The sequence below is a fragment of the Amycolatopsis dendrobii genome (assembly GCF_014145675.1).
Taxonomy (GTDB): Bacteria; Actinomycetota; Actinomycetes; order Mycobacteriales; family Pseudonocardiaceae; genus Amycolatopsis; species Amycolatopsis dendrobii.
Map to the genome: position 1 here is coordinate 441,807 of NZ_JACGZW010000006.1, position 15,835 is coordinate 457,641.

At 70.6% G+C, this 15,835-nt stretch carries 19 protein-coding genes; 8 read left to right on the plus strand and 11 right to left on the minus strand.

Annotated elements, in window-relative coordinates; all coding sequences use genetic code 11:
* Positions 1-116 precede the first annotated feature (116 nt).
* The 5 genes from H4281_RS20095 to H4281_RS20115 form a co-directional block, all read right to left on the minus strand.
* On the minus strand, positions 117-707 hold the full coding sequence (locus H4281_RS20095) for a ClpP family protease (RefSeq protein ID WP_182892465.1): 591 nt from the start codon (positions 705-707) through the stop codon (positions 117-119).
* The gene (locus H4281_RS20100) at positions 704-1,318 is read right to left on the minus strand and encodes a ClpP family protease (RefSeq protein ID WP_067591539.1); all 615 of its coding nucleotides are present in this window, start codon (positions 1,316-1,318) and stop codon (positions 704-706) included. Before H4281_RS20100 ends, H4281_RS20095 begins: the two co-directional genes overlap by 4 nt.
* A 79-nt stretch (positions 1,319-1,397) precedes the next feature.
* Positions 1,398-2,948, minus strand: coding sequence for a hypothetical protein (locus H4281_RS20105; RefSeq protein ID WP_182892466.1), 1,551 nt, complete (start codon positions 2,946-2,948; stop codon positions 1,398-1,400).
* 25 nt (positions 2,949-2,973) lie between these two features.
* Positions 2,974-3,651, minus strand: a complete 678-nt coding sequence (locus H4281_RS20110; RefSeq protein WP_182892467.1) for a haloacid dehalogenase type II — start codon at positions 3,649-3,651, stop codon at positions 2,974-2,976.
* Positions 3,652-3,660: 9 nt separating this feature from the next.
* Positions 3,661-4,308: a TetR/AcrR family transcriptional regulator gene (locus H4281_RS20115; protein ID WP_220507473.1), complete on the minus strand. Its 648-nt coding sequence runs from the start codon at positions 4,306-4,308 to the stop codon at positions 3,661-3,663.
* A gap of 51 nt (positions 4,309-4,359) precedes the next feature.
* On the opposite strand from H4281_RS20115, the gene H4281_RS20120 reads away from it, so the two are divergent.
* Positions 4,360-4,839 carry a VOC family protein gene (locus H4281_RS20120; RefSeq protein WP_182892468.1) on the plus strand — a complete coding sequence of 160 codons (480 nt, stop codon included), beginning with the start codon at positions 4,360-4,362 and terminating at the stop codon, positions 4,837-4,839.
* Here H4281_RS20120 and mptB read toward each other — a convergent pair.
* The 3 genes from mptB to H4281_RS20135 all read right to left on the minus strand — a co-directional run bounded on the left by mptB (position 4,836) and on the right by H4281_RS20135 (position 8,130).
* Positions 4,836-6,284: a polyprenol phosphomannose-dependent alpha 1,6 mannosyltransferase MptB gene (gene mptB / locus H4281_RS20125; RefSeq protein WP_182892469.1), complete on the minus strand. Its 1,449-nt coding sequence runs from the start codon at positions 6,282-6,284 to the stop codon at positions 4,836-4,838. The two genes, H4281_RS20120 and mptB, sit on opposite strands and share 4 nt — an antisense overlap.
* 123 nt (positions 6,285-6,407) lie before the next feature.
* Positions 6,408-7,058 (minus strand): superoxide dismutase family protein, encoded by a 651-nt coding sequence (locus H4281_RS20130; protein ID WP_220507474.1) that lies wholly within the window; start codon positions 7,056-7,058, stop codon positions 6,408-6,410.
* 133 nt (positions 7,059-7,191) lie between these two features.
* The gene (locus H4281_RS20135; RefSeq protein ID WP_182892470.1) at positions 7,192-8,130 is read right to left on the minus strand and encodes a hypothetical protein; all 939 of its coding nucleotides are present in this window, start codon (positions 8,128-8,130) and stop codon (positions 7,192-7,194) included.
* Between the two features lie 70 nt (positions 8,131-8,200).
* On the opposite strand from H4281_RS20135, the gene H4281_RS20140 reads away from it, so the two are divergent.
* The 7 genes from H4281_RS20140 (at position 8,201) to H4281_RS20170 (ending at position 12,803) form a co-directional block, all read left to right on the plus strand.
* A complete protein-coding gene (locus H4281_RS20140) occupies positions 8,201-8,740 on the plus strand; it encodes a PadR family transcriptional regulator (protein ID WP_237598200.1) in 540 nt (179 codons plus the stop codon).
* 88 nt (positions 8,741-8,828) lie between these two features.
* On the plus strand, positions 8,829-9,980 hold the full coding sequence (locus H4281_RS20145) for a WXG100 family type VII secretion target (protein ID WP_182892472.1): 1,152 nt from the start codon (positions 8,829-8,831) through the stop codon (positions 9,978-9,980).
* Between the two features lie 25 nt (positions 9,981-10,005).
* Positions 10,006-10,332 (plus strand): hypothetical protein, encoded by a 327-nt coding sequence (locus H4281_RS20150; protein ID WP_182892473.1) that lies wholly within the window; start codon positions 10,006-10,008, stop codon positions 10,330-10,332.
* Positions 10,329-11,123, plus strand: coding sequence for an ESX secretion-associated protein EspG (locus tag H4281_RS20155; protein ID WP_182892474.1), 795 nt, complete (start codon positions 10,329-10,331; stop codon positions 11,121-11,123). Before H4281_RS20150 ends, H4281_RS20155 begins: the two co-directional genes overlap by 4 nt.
* Before the next feature lie 32 nt (positions 11,124-11,155).
* A complete protein-coding gene (locus tag H4281_RS20160; RefSeq protein ID WP_312872147.1) occupies positions 11,156-11,563 on the plus strand; it encodes a YbaB/EbfC family nucleoid-associated protein in 408 nt (135 codons plus the stop codon).
* Positions 11,560-11,868, plus strand: a complete 309-nt coding sequence (locus H4281_RS20165) for a type VII secretion target (protein ID WP_182892476.1) — start codon at positions 11,560-11,562, stop codon at positions 11,866-11,868. The genes H4281_RS20160 and H4281_RS20165 overlap by 4 nt, the downstream gene beginning before the upstream one ends.
* Entirely contained in the window at positions 11,865-12,803 is a 939-nt protein-coding gene (locus tag H4281_RS20170) for a hypothetical protein (protein ID WP_182892477.1), read from the plus strand. The genes H4281_RS20165 and H4281_RS20170 overlap by 4 nt, the downstream gene beginning before the upstream one ends.
* Here the strand turns inward: H4281_RS20170 and H4281_RS20175 are convergent.
* Genes H4281_RS20175 through H4281_RS20185 form a run of 3 tightly spaced genes read right to left on the minus strand, consistent with a single transcriptional unit; the run spans position 12,781 to position 15,802 of the window.
* Positions 12,781-13,188 carry a VOC family protein gene (locus tag H4281_RS20175; protein WP_182892478.1) on the minus strand — a complete coding sequence of 136 codons (408 nt, stop codon included), beginning with the start codon at positions 13,186-13,188 and terminating at the stop codon, positions 12,781-12,783. The two genes, H4281_RS20170 and H4281_RS20175, sit on opposite strands and share 23 nt — an antisense overlap.
* Positions 13,185-14,639, minus strand: coding sequence for a BTAD domain-containing putative transcriptional regulator (locus H4281_RS20180; protein ID WP_182892479.1), 1,455 nt, complete (start codon positions 14,637-14,639; stop codon positions 13,185-13,187). Before H4281_RS20180 ends, H4281_RS20175 begins: the two co-directional genes overlap by 4 nt.
* Positions 14,636-15,802, minus strand: coding sequence for a sensor histidine kinase (locus H4281_RS20185; protein WP_182892480.1), 1,167 nt, complete (start codon positions 15,800-15,802; stop codon positions 14,636-14,638). Before H4281_RS20185 ends, H4281_RS20180 begins: the two co-directional genes overlap by 4 nt.
* Between the last annotated feature and the right edge of the window lie 33 nt (positions 15,803-15,835).

Below are 15,835 nucleotides of genomic sequence, written 5' to 3' on the forward strand. Positions count from 1 at the left end.
ACCCGCGCTCACCACAGCCTCGCGCACGGCAGCCTGAGCGCGAAACCCAGGCCAGTACTCACCGCAGCTCAAGCGAAGCCGCAGGCCGGAACCCCAGACCGGCCTGCGTCCCCGCCTCACGGACGGGCCGCGATCACCTGGTCCGCGAGCCCGTACTCCACCGCCCCAGCCGCGTCGAAGACCCGGTCGCGGTCCGTGTCGTGCCGGAGTTCCGCCACGTCGTGGCCGGTGTGCCGGGACGTGATCTCCTCCAGTTGCGTGCGGACCCGGATCACCTCGTCCGCTTGCAGGATCAGGTCGGGGATCGTCCCGCGGCCCTGTGCGGCGGGCTGGTGCAGCACCACCCGCGCGTGCGGCAGCACCGATCGGCGGCCGGCCGCGCCTGCGGCCAGCAGCACCGCGCCCGTCGCCACTGCCTGGCCGACGCAGGTCGTCGCCACCGGGGCCTTGATGAAGCGCATCGTGTCGTACAGCGCCAGCATCGCGGCCGGGTCGCCGCCCTCGGAGTTGATGTACAGGTTGATTTCCTGCTCCGGGTTGTCCGACTCCAGGAACAGCAACTGCGCGATCAGCGCGTTCGCGACGCCCGAGTCGATCGCCGTGCCCAGGTACACGATCCGTTCGGACAGCAGGTGCGAGTAGACGTCCATGATCCGCTCGCCGCCGGGGCTGCGAGTGATGACGTTCGGGATGGTGTAGGTGCTCATGCGCGTACCCCCAGGCCCATCGCGTGCGTGCGCACCGGCACGACCTGCTCCAGGCGGTCGACGATCTGGTCGATGAAGCCGTAGTCCCGCGCCTCGGCGGCGGTGTACCACCGGTCGTGCAGGGAATCGGCGAAAATCCGGTCGAACGGCTGCCCGGTGTCCTGTGCGGTGAGGCCCAGCACGGTGTCCCGGGTGTAGCGCAGGTCGTCGGCCTGCACCTCGACCTCCACGGCCGAGCCGCCGATGCCGGCCGATCCCTGGTGCATCAGGATTCGCGCGTGCGGCAGGGCGAATCGCTTCCCGGGAGTGCCCGCGGACAGCAGGAACTGCCCGGCGCTGCACGCCAATCCGAGTGCGAGCGTGGAAACGTCGCACGGCACCAGGCGCATCACGTCGCGGATCGCGAGCATCGACGGGACCGAACCGCCGGGCGAGTGGATCCACAGCGCGATGTCCTTGACCGGGTCTTCGCCCGCCAGGGACAGCATCTGGGTCGCGAGGACCGTCCCGTTGTCGTCGTCGAGCACGCCGTCCAGCACGAGGACCCGCTGGCTCAGGAACCGTTCCCGGAGCCGCTGGTCGAACATCGGCGGAGTCGATTCGTTGGTCATGCCTCGACCTTGCCGCCGCGGGCCCGGCCGCCGCCGCTTTCTCTGCCGACGGCAGATCTGCTGTGAGCAGCGCGGAACGTCAGGCGGTTTTGCGCACCAGGTTCGTGTACCCGGCCAGCGCGAGCGTCGCCAGTCCCCACACCGCGACCTGCACGCCCCAGATCGCCGCGGTGAACACCTGCCCGGACACACTCGCGGTATCGAGGTCGCACCGGCTCCGCAACCCGGTCGGCGCGATCGGCAAGCCCCGGTCGAGCCCCAGGCCGATCAGTTCGACCGGGGAACACGCCGTCCCGGTCGCGACCCGTTGCGCCGCGTGGTGCCCGGGCTGGGTTTCCGTTGCCCCGGCGCACAATCCGAGTACTCCGGCCGCGACGAGCGCGAGCAGCAACGCCGCCGCCGTGCGCCGGGCGCGGTAGCCGTATCCGGCCAGCGTGCCCCAGATCCAGTGGAACAGCCGCGACATCCGCCCGCCGAGTGCTTCCGGCGAACGGCGGCGCAGGTCGTCCTGTTGCGCGATCAGGATCGTGCGCGCGTTGCCGTCGTGGCCCGCGGTCCGTTCGACTGCCGCCAGCTTCTGGTAACCGGTGGCGTCGTAGTACTCGGTGTGACACCGAAGCAGATGCAGCCACCGCCGCCAGCCGAACGCCGGATCGATGGCGGTGCAGGTGAATCCGTCCAGCCAGGCCAGTTCGGAATGATCGCACTCGGCGCTCGTGCTGCCTTCGGGACACACGAGGTCGCCCGGCATGAACACTGTGGTGGCTTTCGCGTCGGAGAGCCCGAGCAGCCGTCCTTCCGGCGACGTGATCCGTGTGGTCGCGGAGAACTCGAGCTGCCCGCCGATCTGCGCGCCCTGCAACCGCACCGCGCCGATCTCGCCCTTGCCGCTCAGCTCCGAATCCCGGATCAGCATGCTGCGCGCGACCGTCAGGGTGTCCGCCTCGATGGCCGGTCCGAGGTCGTTGGAAACCTTGATGCTTTGGCATTCCAGCGGACCGCCGACGCTCGCGCCGTTGAGGTGGATCGCGCCGTCCGCCGACGAGCCGGTGATCCGGGTTCCCCGGTGCAGGTACAGCCCGCTGCCCAGTTCCGCCGAACTCGCCTCCAATGCGAGCCCGGCCGGATTGACGATGTCCGCGTCCCGGCAGAGCAGGCTCCCGCCGAGGTGCGCGCCGATCAGCCGGATCGCCCCGTCCGGGCTGTCTCCGGTGATCCGCACGCCGTCGGACAGGTGCAGGTCTCCCTCGATCCGCACCCGCGACGCGTGCAGGCCCGGCATCCGCCCGCCGATCAAGTACAGGTGCGGCAGCCTCGCCTGGCGCGCGAGCACCGGCTGGTCGAAGACGCAGGTGAGCAGCATGAGTCCGGCGGTCGCGGAGACGCCGTCGAGGTTCAGTTCGCCGGTGATGCGCGCCCGCGCCAGCATGATCCCGCGCGGATCGAGGTCGCCGTGCCTGCCGAGCAGCAGGTCGCGCAGGACCGCCGCCCGCACGAGGTGGGCCGGGCTTTCGGTTTCGGCCAGGTCGTCGACGTCGATCTGGTCGGCCCCGAGCAGTTCGCCTTCGCGGGCCGACTCGACCAGACGGCGTTCGAAGTCGCTGAGATCGGTCGTCCTGGGCGCGGTCACGCCGAGATCATGCCTGGTCCGGGGTTCAGTCGCGACCGTTTTCGAGCTGATCAGCGAGGTCCGCGAGCCTGTCGGCGTGGAGGTCGAACCGATCGGCGGGGCCCGGCGGATCGCCGACCGGGCGGCTGACGTACGCGGTCCGGAACCCAGCTTCTTGCGCGCCTCGCAGATCCCAGGCGTGCGCGGCGACCATCAGCAGCCGCTCCGGTGCGCGGCCCGCGACGTCGATAGCGAGCTGATAAACGTCCGGAGCGGGCTTGTAGGTGCGAGCGTTCTCGGCGGAGAGCACGGTGTGCCACCGCAGTCCGGCGTTCGCGCACAGGTCGAGCAACGCGGTCCGGCTCGCGTTGGACAGTCCGACCAGCGGGAACCGTTCGGCGAGGCGAGCGAGGCCGTCCACAGTGTCCGGCCACGGCGGCAGTTGCCGGGCCGCGAGCGCCAATTCGACGGCGTCGCCAGCACCGACCGCGTCGGCGACGGCTTGCGCGGCTTCCCGGTCGATGACGTCGCTCGCGACGTACGGTCGCTCCCCGGCGACGATGCGGCCCTGCTCCTGCTCGACGTGCTTCTGCCACACCGAAAGCAGCTCTTCGACCTCCGGGTCAGCGAGCGACGGCGCGAATTTCCGGATTCCCGCACGGATTCCGGCCGGTTCGTCGACGAGCGTGCCCAGCACGTCGAACACGAGCACCTCGATGTCCATGATCGCAACCTATCCGGACGTCCTGCCCAGGGCAACCAGCGCCGTTCGCAGCCAGCGCCCGTATTCCGCCGCGGCCCAGCCGTGCACGCGACGCAGATGCACCATCGTGTCCGCGCACAGCAAGGCATCCGTGGTGCTCGCGAGTTGCTCGATGTCCACAGTGGACTCAAGAAGACCGTCATGCGCCGCGCGGGACCAGAACTCCCGACACAGTCGTGCTGTCTCGCGTCGCCCGGACTGCGCCGCCTCGGCGATTTCCGGCTCCGCGCCTTCGGCCTGTGCTGCCACTTCGAGCAACGCTCCGGCGCGGTCCGCGATTCCAACCGTGACGTCGGCCAGCGCGTTCAACCGTTCGGCCAAGGTTCTGGCGGTCATCGCGTCCTGCGCTCGCGGCCGGTGCGCGACGTCGATCGGCTCCGCGTCCCCGACGAGCGCTTCGTCGATCACCCGCCGGAACAACGCCGCCTTGGTGCCGAAGCGAACGTACACAGTCCTCGGCGCGACCCCGGCCTGGCGCGCGACCTGCGTCAGCGCGGTGGCCGCATAGCCGTGCTCCAGAAACAGCTCCCGCGCCGCGGCGACGACGAGCGCCTCGGTCCGGGCGATCCGGGCGGCCCCGAACTCGGCCCTGGCATCGGCCTTGACCTGGTCTTTCACCAGATGCATCATAACTGCATTGCAGTTGAACTGCATCAGTGGAGGCCGACGATGATCCCCACCCTCGACGGAGTGCATCACCTGAAGCTGCCGGTGGCCGACCTCGACCGGTCGGCAGCCTGGTACGCCGACCGGCTCGGCTACGCGATCGCCCTCGAATTCCGCCGGCACGGCCGCCGGACCGGCGTCACCATGACGCATCCGCGCGGCGGACCGGATCTCGGACTCGTGCTCAACCCGGACCTCGCCCGCGCGGCGGCCGGGTTCGACTACTTCTCCATCGGCGTCCCCGACCGGGCCGGCCTCACCGAACTAGCCGACGATCTCACCCGCCGCGGCGAACAGCACGCGGGCGTCCACTTCGCGACCCTCGGCTGGATCCTGCCCGGCCTGCACGACCCGGACGGGCACGAGGTGCGCTTCTACACCACCGAATCGCACACCACGCTCGACCCGGCGAAGCCGCTGGTGGTCGACGACGCGATCGCGTCCGCGCGAGCCGCTGAACAGGTCTGGCTCAGCCAGCGTTAGTCCACTGCGGACGCTTTCCGCAGCGCGAAGAACGCCGCGACCACCACCGCGAGCCCGATCACGTATGCGAGCACCAGCAACCCGACGCGTCCGCTGAAGTTGCCGCCCACCGGCGGAAGCACCACGGAGAACACCGCGACGAGCGTGATCACCACGGACCGCACGCGGCCGGCGGGCAGCGACGCGGCCAGCGGAATCACCGCCCACAGCAGATACCACGGCTGGACGACCGGCCCGAAGACCACGACCGCGCTCAGCATCAGCCCGAGCGAGCGGACCGCGTCGATCCGGCCGGTCCACTGGCGTTGCAGCACCACGACGATCCCGGCGGCGGTGAGCACGTACCCGATGATCTTGCCGACACCGATCATCGTCTGCGTGAGGTGCGCGCCGAACAGCGAACCGATGCCGCCGACGAGGAAGCCGAACCAGTTCGTCGGCGCCATCCAGCTGTTGACCTCCCCCGAGGTCGTCAGCGCCGAGACCCAGCTGAACCCGATCCCCGACGCGAGCGAAACCGTCGCGGACACCGCCGCGAAGACGAGGACCATCGCCGCGCCCGCGAGCAGGAATTCGCCGATCCGCCCGCGCCGGCGGGCAATCGCCGTGCCGACCGCGGCCAGCGCGACCAGCGCGGGCACCTTCACCTCAGCACCGAGCGCGATGAGCAGCACCCCGCCCGCGAGCGGCCACCAGCGGATCCGGTCGCCCACCGCTTCCAGCGCGATCGCCACCCCCGCGAGCATCAGGCCCAGCATCAGCGAGTCGTTGTGCATCCCGGCGACCACGTGCCACAGAACGAGCGGGTTCAGCACGCCCAGCCACAACGCGACCCGCGGCGACGCTCCCGCCGCGGCCGCCAGCCGAGGCACTGCCCACGCGATCAGCACCAGCCCGGCCACCTCGATCAGCCGATGCAGTGCGACGCCGACGATCGGATTCCCGCCGGACACCTGCGCGATGACCCGCTCGACCGCGCCGAACAACGGCCCGTACGGCGACGGCGTCTCGCGCCAGTAAACGCTGACCCGGCCGACGATGTCCGACGCCGAACCCAGTGCCTGCCGCGGCCCGACGACGTTGAGGTCGAACCCGTGCGCGGCCACCGCACCCTGCGCGAGGTAGCTGAAGACGTCCCCGCTGAACAGCGGCGGCACGACGAGCAACGGCCCGCACCACAACGCGAGCGTCCGCTTCAGCCAGCCCGCGTCGGGGAGGTCCGCGGCGAGGATGCGGCCGCCGAGCAGCGCCCATGCGAGCACCACCAGCCCGGCACCGGCGATCCCGCCCGCGAACGGCAGGACCCCGGGCATCCCGGCGGCCCCGGCGTACACCGCGACGGCGAGCAGCAGCACCCCGCCGAAGCCGGTCCAGCGAAGACTCGCCGCGGACGCGAAACTGAAGAACCGCACGGGCCGCGAGAGCGTGACCGGCTGACTAGACATGCACCGATCGTAGTAGCCGCCGCCTCCGCGACCCCGGCTACCGGTCCGTGCGGGACTCCTTGCGGGAATCTGATTCCCGCAAGGAGTCCTGCACGGACCACGATGAGTCTACAAAGGACTGAGTCAGTTCTGGTCGCGGGTGAGCACGCCGCACGCGAACCGGGAGCCGGCGTCGCCGGTCGCCTTGGTTTTTTCATCCGGCACCGGTGCGCCGGGGTCGCCCCGGACGCTGTAGCGATCGGCGGGAATGTTCGCGAAGTTGTCGGACTTCGAGTGCACGATGATCGCGGTGCCGTCAGGACCGAAAAGCTGGTCCAGAGTAAAGGTGTCCAGCACGAACTTGAGATACCCACGACCGTTCGACCGGACCTGCACCGGCGGCAGCTGCCCGATCGGCAGTCCGGTGTGGTGGTCCATCGGCATCAAGTGGCCGCCCGCCGCGGTGAACGGGTTCTTCGGATCGCCGACGGTGCAGTTTCCCTTTTCGTGGACGTGCATGCCGTGGAAACCGGGCGTGAAATGACCGGTGAGGTACACCTCGACCCAGACGGCGTGCGAGCGGTTGTCGGCGGTGAACCACGCGGAGCCGACCTCGTCGCCCTTGGCGTCCTTCAGCGTGGCGGAGGCGGAGTCGCCGTCGCGATAGGCCGAACCGGCGGGTTGCCGGGCGGTGTCCGGCGACTGCTGGCCGATCTGGCTGCTCGCCGCTGGCGCCACACCCATGACCAGTGCGCAGGCACCCAACGCGCCTGCCACCAACTTAGTTCTGCGCACGGTATCTCCCTGAGGGCACTGGTGATCTATGACCGATACAGAATCGGGCCTCCCCTTCTCGGTGACCAGGGGCCAGATGGAACTAAAAGAATCCGGCACGCGGCGGAATGTCCATCTTTCGCGGGACTGCCGTTCAGGAAGAATGTTCGGCGATCAGCCGCTTCATCGTCTCGTACACCGGTTTCGGGGAATAATCGTCCCGCAGCAATCCGAACCGATTCTCTCGCGGACCGCTCGACAATCCGTCCCGCAGCCCGAAAATCTCGTAGGTGTCCACCCCGGCCTCAGCAGCCAGCCCGAACACCGTGCGCGCGACGGATTCCATCACGCGCACCTGTTGTTCCTCCGAATTCTCCGGTCCCGTCGGCCAACCGGTCTCGGTGATGTGCATCGGCACAGTCGCTGGGATACCAATCGCCGACGCGGATTCGCGAAACGACCGCACGACGTGGGTCACCGCGCCGGCCAACGCGTCGGCAGGCACCGGACGGAATACGTCCGGAAAGAAGTCCAAGCCGAGGAAGTCAATGCGATTCAGTACTTCCGGGTCTACCGCCGAGCGCACCGCGTCCCAGAACGGATCGCCGGACAGCGCGACCGCGGCGTTGAACCCGATCATCACGTCGACCCCCAGCCGCGCCCGCTCGTCCAGCGCCGCCGCGAGCCCGGCCCCGAGCGCTTCGTAGCAACCAGGACTGCCGCCGTCCAGCGGCGCGGCCACATTGACCTCCTCGCAGACCTGCAGTTTCCCGCCGCCCAACTCGGCGACCTCGCGAACCGCGGCCCGCACCGCGTCCGCGAACCCGTCCGGATCGACCTCCGGACTGCCGTAACCGAGCACGTAGTCGACCACCCGTCCGTCGCCGAGGTACGGCACGGGGTCAGGCGGCGTCGGTTCGTGCGGGCCCCGATAGCTGCGATAGCACCGCACGTAGAACCGTTCCGTGCCCTTCGCGAGGTCCCGCAACGCTTCCGCAGTCCGTTCGACGTCCTCCGGCGGCGCGTCGATGAAGGTTTCCAGCCGCACGAGATCCGTGCTGACCACGCCGGGCCACACGCCAAAGGCGATCATGAGCGTCTCCTCCAGTAGTCGTATACGAGCAATGTACTCGTATACGACTATCGTGCGCTACCCTGGTCCGGTGCCGACGAACGCTCTCGACAACCCGCTCGTGCTGCCGATGCTGGGCCTGCTCGTGGAAACCCCGCGCCACCAGTACGCGCTCCTGCGCGAGCTGCGCACGCGCTATCCGTTCCTGAACCCGAAAACGTCGACCGTGTACACACTGGTCGGCACGCTGACCCGGAACGGGCTCGTCGAACCGGACGGCGAGGGCGACCCGCGACCGGTGCGGCTGACCGAGACGGGCCTCGCCGATTTCCGCGGACGGATCGAACGGCAACTGCGCGACGCCGACCCGAACCTCGATTCCCGGTTCCTGATCGCGCTGGCCTACCTCGGCGCGCTGCCGCCCGCCCGCGCGGTGACGCTGCTGCGCGACCGGGCGGAACGGGTCAGCGGGCAGCAGCGAGAACTGTCCGCGACGCTCGATAACGCCGATTTGCCGGAAATGCAGATGATCGAGGTGCATTTCCTGGTTTCCCGCCTCGCCCACGACGCCGCGTGGCTCGCCCGCACCGCGGCCCGGATCGAGAGCGGAGACCTCGTCCCGCCCCGGTGATCACAGCTTTCATCGTGATTTCATCGCCGCCCTTTACCGTGCGCGAGTGCCTGGCGACAGCCTGCCGGGCAGAGGCGAAGGTGGGGGTATGACCGGCGAATCCGGATCAGTGGCCGACGCGGCGTCGGCCGGGGTGGAGAATCTGGCGGACTCGGCGCTCGCGGGACTCGACAAGGCGGGGCCGGTCGGCGACCTGGCCAAACCGGTCGTGTCCGCGCTGCGCAACGTGTGGGAGGGCTACTTCGGGGCCCCGATCCCGCCCGGCAGCACCAACTGGAACGCCTACACGCACCAGCAGCTGTACCAGATGCTGTGGGAGAAGGCCGACGTCGGCGACGTCAGCACGGTCGCGGCGGAATGGCAGCGGCACGGTTCGGAAATGCGCTCGCACGCCGATTCGCTCAAATCGCAGCAGGGGACGCTGCACGAGAACTGGAGCGGACAGGCCGCCGAACGCGCTTCCGGACGGCTGGGCTCGCTCGGCGAGCGCGCGTCCGGAATCGGCGACCGCGCCGGGACCGTCGGCGGCGCGGCCCAGAACGCGGGCGATTCGCTCGCCGTCGCGCGCAACACCATGCCGAAGCCGCCGGGCGACCCGACTGGGGGCGCAGTCGCCGCCGCGGCGGCCGGAGCGGGTGCGGGCGCGGTCATCGGCGGGATCCTCGGCGCCGGTGCCGGCGGGATCGGCGCCGGTCCGGGTGCGCTGATGGGCGCGGCGATCGGCGCGGTCGCGGGCGGCGGGGCCAGCCTGTTCGCCGCGAACGTCGCGGCCGCCGAACAGAAAGCCGAAGCGGTGCACGTGATGCAGCGCTACGAAGCCAGCCTGCACAAGAGCTCGCGCGCCATCAATCCGCCGCCCGCCGGGTCGACGACCGCGGATTCCTACGGCGCGGACGAGTCGACCAGTGCGTCGAGCTACGTCGGTCCGCTCGGCGGAGCCGGGACCGGCGCGGGCGGCGGCATGCCGTGGGGCGCGCTGACCACCGCGGCGCCGGTCGAATCCGGGATGGCCGCGGGGATTCGCTCCGCGCTCGGCATGGAGGGCGCGCTGCTCGCCCGCAACGCCGCGATGGCGGAGATGGCCGCCGCCCGCGCGGCCAACGGCAACGGCATGATGCCCGGCCGCGGCGCGGGAGCCGCCCAAGAGGAGGAAGAGGAGCACAAGAACAAGATGCCGGTCCTCGACCAGCCGCTCCTGCACCCCGAAGACAAGACCATCAGCCCGGTGATCGGGCTGTGACACCCCGGAAAGACAGGAGTTTCCGATGACCGGCCACGAGGTCGCCCCGAACGCGCTGGACCGGCAGGTCGCCGCGCTCGGCAGACTCGGCGAGCAGACCGGGGAACTCGTCGGTTCGGCGGGACGGCTCGCCGACCGGCTCCCGCAGCTCGGCACCGCGCCGCCCGCACTGCACCTGGCGCAGCGGCTGCGCGAGGCCGCCGGGCACGCCGGGCTGACCGGCGAACTGGGCGCGGCGGACACCGAGCTGACCGGGTTCCACGAGGCGCTGCGGGCCGGTATCCGGCGCTATCAAGAGCACGAATCCGGGGTACAGGAAGCGTTCCAGCGGCTCGAACGGCAAGCCGAATGACCGCCGTGCTGCCGCGTACCGGCGACGAGACCGTCCACATCGGACTCGTCGAGGCGAACCTGCTGGCCGCGCACGCCGGGGCGAGCTGGCCGTATCCCTTGCAGGTGCCGTCTTACGGCCGGATCGAGGGCGAACGCGAGATCCTGTTCGCCACCGCCGGACAGGCGCTGCAAGCACGTGGTCTCGCGGACGAATCCGGGCCGGACGGTCTCGCCGCGGAAGCCGTGACCGCGCTGCGCGAACGCCGCGGCATCGTCGATCTGGTGGTGGCGGACGCCGAGGGGGCGACCGCCGTCACCGCACTCGTCTACCGGTCCTCCGCGCTGATCTGCCGTCAGCGGCTCGAGGCGGACACGCTGTCGGTGCGCCGGGTGGACGAGACCGCGCTGGTGGACGCCGTCCTCGCGGAAATCCCGCAGGTCGAGGCGGCCCGCACGATGCCGGTCACACTGCCCGCGCACGCGGTCAAGGAGGCGATGGCGCTCACCGACGACGAGGACGACACCTCCCGCGCACACCGGCTGCGCGACCTCGTCCGCGACAGCGGCGGAGACCCGGCGGCGCTGGACAGTCTCGTCGGCCTGGTCGTCCCGCTGACCGGGCGGGGCCAGCTCGGCGCGACCCGCGACGGGCGCACCAGGGCGGGCCGCGAACTGTCCTGGATGGACGGACCGCGCGGCCGCGTCCGGATCAACCCCGCGCGCGACGGCTGGCTCAGCGTGAACTCGCTGCGCCAGGCCGATCTGCGCTTCGCCCTCGGCGAGCTGGCCACCGCCGCGCGGCGGCCGTGATGACCGCACCGAAAACGACCGGAGGATCTTCCGTGCCGATCCAAGATTCGGCGGCCTGGCTCGCCGACTACCAGAAAAACCTCTCCCGGATGCAGGCGAACGCCGAGGCCGCGAGCGCGAGCCTCAGCCGCGTCGGCGGCCGGGCCGCGTCCCCGCGCGGCGAGGTCGAGGTCGAAGTGGGCCCGAGCGGCGCGCTGACCGACCTTCGGCTGAGCCCCGCCGCCCGCGCGCTGGAAGCCGACGCGCTCGCCCGGCTCATCCTCGCGACCGTGCACGACGCGCACCGCCAGGCCGGCGCGCAGGTCGTGGACATCATGACCGACTACGTCGGCGACGGCCCCGCGCTCCAGCTCGTCCGCGACAACCTGCCGGTCGAGGCCGCTCCCGCCGCGCCGCGCCAGGAGGACGACTACTTCGCGAACCCGGGGATCATCTCGTGACCGCCGGCTTCGAGGTCGACCCCGCGCAACTGCGCCGGCACGCGGCCACCGTCGGCGATCTGGCCGACCGGCTCGGCGATGTCGCCCGCAGCGCCCCGTCCGGACTCGGTGACCAGGCGCTCGGCGTCTTCGTGCAGTTCCTCACCGCGGGCCTGCAATCGGCGGTCGGCAAGACCAACGACGCCGTCTCGCACGCTTCGTCCACTGTGGACAAAGTGAGCGCGAACCTCACGCAGGCCGCGGAAAGCTACGAGCGCCGAGACCAGGGCAACGCGGCCTCGCTGCCCGGGAAGGACCTACCGTGACGAGCACCGACTCCGGCCAGCTGCTGGCACACCTGAAGAGCACCGCGCAGGCGGTCGAAAACCACGACTGGGTGTCCGCCGGACTCGGCGGCGCGACCACCGCGCTCGACCTGCTCGGCGCGTCGCAGGACCCGCTCGCCGCGTTGACGTCCGCCGGGTTCGGGATGATCACCGAACTGGTGCGGTTCCTGGAAGAACCGCTGAAACAGTTGCAGGGCAACCCGGATTCGGTGTCGTCGCACTCGCAGGGCATGGAGGGCGGCGGCCAGCAGGTGTCCTCGGTCGCGGACGACTACCGCCAGTCGGCGGGTCCGGAAACGTCGGGGTGGAGCGGTTCTTCGGCTTCGAGCTACCGCGACAACAGCTCGCAGCACGCGGACTGCGTCGAGGCCGTCGGCCAGGCCGGTATCGCGATGGCCAAGGCGGCGACCGGGGCGGGGAAGGTCGTCGCGAAGGCGCAGCAGGAGGTCGGCGGGCTCATTTCGGAGGCTGTCGGGCAGATCATCCAGCTGATGACCCAGGCGTTCGCCGCCGCGCAGGCGACGTTCGGCGCGAGCATCGCGGCGGCGATCCCGCAGGCGGTGGCGATCGCTACGCAGTACGGCGGGCAGATCGCGCAGAAGCTCGGAGTTCTGCTGTCGGACTCGGACAATTTGCTGCAGCTCATCACCTCGGTGACCCAGGGGCTGGAAGCCGCCACGCAGCTGATGACGAAGCTCAGCGAGGCTTCGAAGAGCAGCTCTGGGGAGGAGCCGGGCACTGGTTCTTCTTCGGATTCGCGGTATCCGGCGCAGTACGCGAGTTCGTCGGAGTCGCAGTATCCGGCTTCGGAATACTCGGACTCGGACTCGGACGCCGATTCGGATTCGTCGGATTCCCAGTACCCGGGTCAGCACCGCCCGCGCACTCCGGTCAGCACTGCGCGGCAGAGCTGACGAGTTCGACCTCGAAGCCGTCGTCGTTCTGCAGGTACGCGGCATAGTGCTCCGCGCCGCCCGCATGGGGATGTTTCTCCGGAAACATCAGCTGCCACCCGTGCCGGGCGGCGCCGGCGGCCAGCCGCTCGACCGTCGCCGCGTCCTTGACGTGAAACGCCAGGTGATTCAGCCCCGGCCGACAGCGGTCGTGCCGGTCCGCGGTCAGTGCCGGGGATTGCTCTACCACGAGGTACGTCGGCCCGAACCGCCAGCTGCGTCCGGCGGCCCAGTCCTGGAACTGCTGGTATCCCAGTTCTTCCAGCAGCCATCCCAGCGACGCGATCGCGCGGCCGAGGTCCGGCACCCACAACTCGACATGGTGCAGGGTCCCGTGCGTGCTCAAGAGGGACCCCGATCCGAGCTGAGCACCACCCGCAACTCCCGGTTCAGCTCCGCCCCCGGCTCGACATCCAAGTCCGCCCGCAGCCGTTCCCGCATCCGCCGGTGCACCGCCAACGCGTCCGCCCGGCGGCCACCGCTGTGGAGCGCGCGCATCAGCAGCACCGCCAGCGGTTCCCGATGCGGATGCACCGCCAGCAACGCCGACAGCTCGTGCACCACGTCGTCGGTCCGCCCCAGCTTCAGCTGCAGCACCGCCTTCTCCTGCACCAACGTCAGCCGCCGCTCGGTCAGGCGTACGCGTTCTCCCTCGACGAACGGACCGGGCAGTCCGGCCAGCGGCTCGCCGTGGAAGAGGGCCAGTGCACCGTCGTACGCGTCGACCGCAGCTGCCGGGTCGTCGCCGCGGGTGGCGGTGGTGGCTTCCGAGATCCGGTCGGTCAGCTCGGTGACGTCCAGCCGCGCTCGCTCCCCGGCGAAGCGGTATCCGCCGCGATCGCTGCCGATGACCGAGTCTTCCGTCCGTTCACCAGCGCCGCGCAGGCATTTCCGCAGTCGGTGCACGTAGACCGGGACCACCCGGCCGCCGGTGCCGGGCGGCTCCAGGCCCCACACGCCGTCGAGCAACTCTCCTGGACTGACCGTCTCGCCGGGGCGCAGGACCAGCGCCGCGAGCAGCGCCTGTTGCCGTACTGGGCCCAGGTCCAGCAGGTTCGGTCCCCGCCAAGCCTGCAACGGGCCGAGCACGCTGAACCGCAACGAGTCCGGGTCGGCCGGAGCGGGAGCCGCGCCGGGGATGACCAGGCCGTGGTCGAAGGCGTAGACGATGGCCGCCGCCCGGTCGCGGAGGCGGAGTTTCGCACACACCCGCTCGAAGTGCGCCTCGACCGTACTCGCGGAAATCCCCAGCGTTCCGGCGATTTCCGCGTCCGTCAAACCCCGTGCCACCGCCGTCAGCACGGCCATCTCGCGCGGCGTCAGCAATCCAGGCGGCAGCACCGGACGATCGCCAGCCGCCTCGCGGTAGGTCGTGAGCACGCGTCCGGTGACCGCCGGGTCGAGCCACGCCTCACCCATCGCGACCGCTCGCACCGCGCGGATCAGGTCCTCCGCGGGCGAATCCTTCAGCACGTATCCGACCGCACCCGCACGCAGCACTCCGGCGAGCAGCTCGTCGTCATCGAACGTGGTCAGCGCGAGCACCGGCGGACGCGGGCCGGACGCACGCAGCCGTCGCGTCGCCTCGATGCCGTCGACCCGCTTCATCCGCAGGTCCATCACCACGACGTCGACCCCGCCGGCCGCTTCGAGCGCGGCCGGGACCTCGTCGCCGTCCGAGCACTCCCCCACCACCACGAACCCGTCGCGGCGCCGCAGGATCAACCGCAATCCGGACCGCACCAGCTCCTGATCATCGACGAGCAAGACCCGCATTTCGCCCGACGCTGCGGTCACGACGCGGCCTCGCGCGCCAACGGCACCGTCACGTCGACGACCCACTCGCCGCCCTCGGGTCCGGCAGTCAGCCGCGCACCGAGCTGATCCGCCCGCGCCGTCATGCCCGCCAGCCCCGAGCCGCCCTCGTTGCGCGCCGCGCCGCTATGTCCATTGCGGACAGTCAACCGCGCGTCCGCCGCATCGATCTCCAGCCGTACCAACGCCTTCTCCCCCGGTGCGTGTTTGACCACGTTCGCCAGCGACTCCTGGACGATCCGGTAGAGCCCCAGCCCCACCGTGCTATCGACCGCCGACACGTCGCCCTCCAGTTCCCAGTCCGCGACCAGCCCGGCCGCGCACGTTTCGGCCACCAGGTCCGCGATGTCGCCCGCGCCGGGCAACGGCCGCGTCCCCGCCGACTCCTGCGCGAGCAATCCAACCGTGCGGCGGATATCGGCCATCGCCGCCCGCCCGATCCGCTCCGCCTCGGTGAGCGCCGCGACGGCCTCGTCGATGTCGCGATCCGTGCGCAACCCGTGCCGCGCGCCCGTGACGTGCAACAACGTGATGCTCAGCGAATGCGCGACGACGTCGTGCACTTCGCGGGCGATCCGCTGCCGCTCGCCGAGCATCGCCTGTTCGCGCACGGCCGCCTGCTTGCCGCGCTCGGCGTCGAGGGCGCGCACGTACCAGCGGAGCATGAACCCGGCGGCCATCCCCACCACCACCGCGAGCATGTACACCGGGAACCCGACCAGCCCGACGGTCAGCGCGGCCGCCCCGAGCACCGCGATCGCCCCGCCGGTCGCCGCGAACGCGACCCGCGCCGAAGCGATGGACCCCAGTTCGCCGGCGAGCACGATCAACGGCATCGGCGCGAAGTCCGGCACCACCGGATACGTCAGCAGCAGCCCGATCCCGGCGAGCATCCCGAGCGCCTTCACCCACGACGGCGCGAGCCGCCCGGTGCACACCCACAGCAGCGTCGAGGCCGTTACCAGCAGAAACCCGGCGATCGCGACCGGCAGCGCGGGCCCGATCCGCTGTCCGACCGCGACGACCAGCCCGATCACCGTGAAGGCGGTCGTCCCCATCGGAACCCACCAGGGCAGCGTGAGCCCGGACTGGGCCAAGCCGTCGGCCAGCCTGCTCCGCAAGCGGTCCCTCGCTGTCTCCCACACGAGGTCCAGCCTAGAAAACCGCGTCGGCGCCCG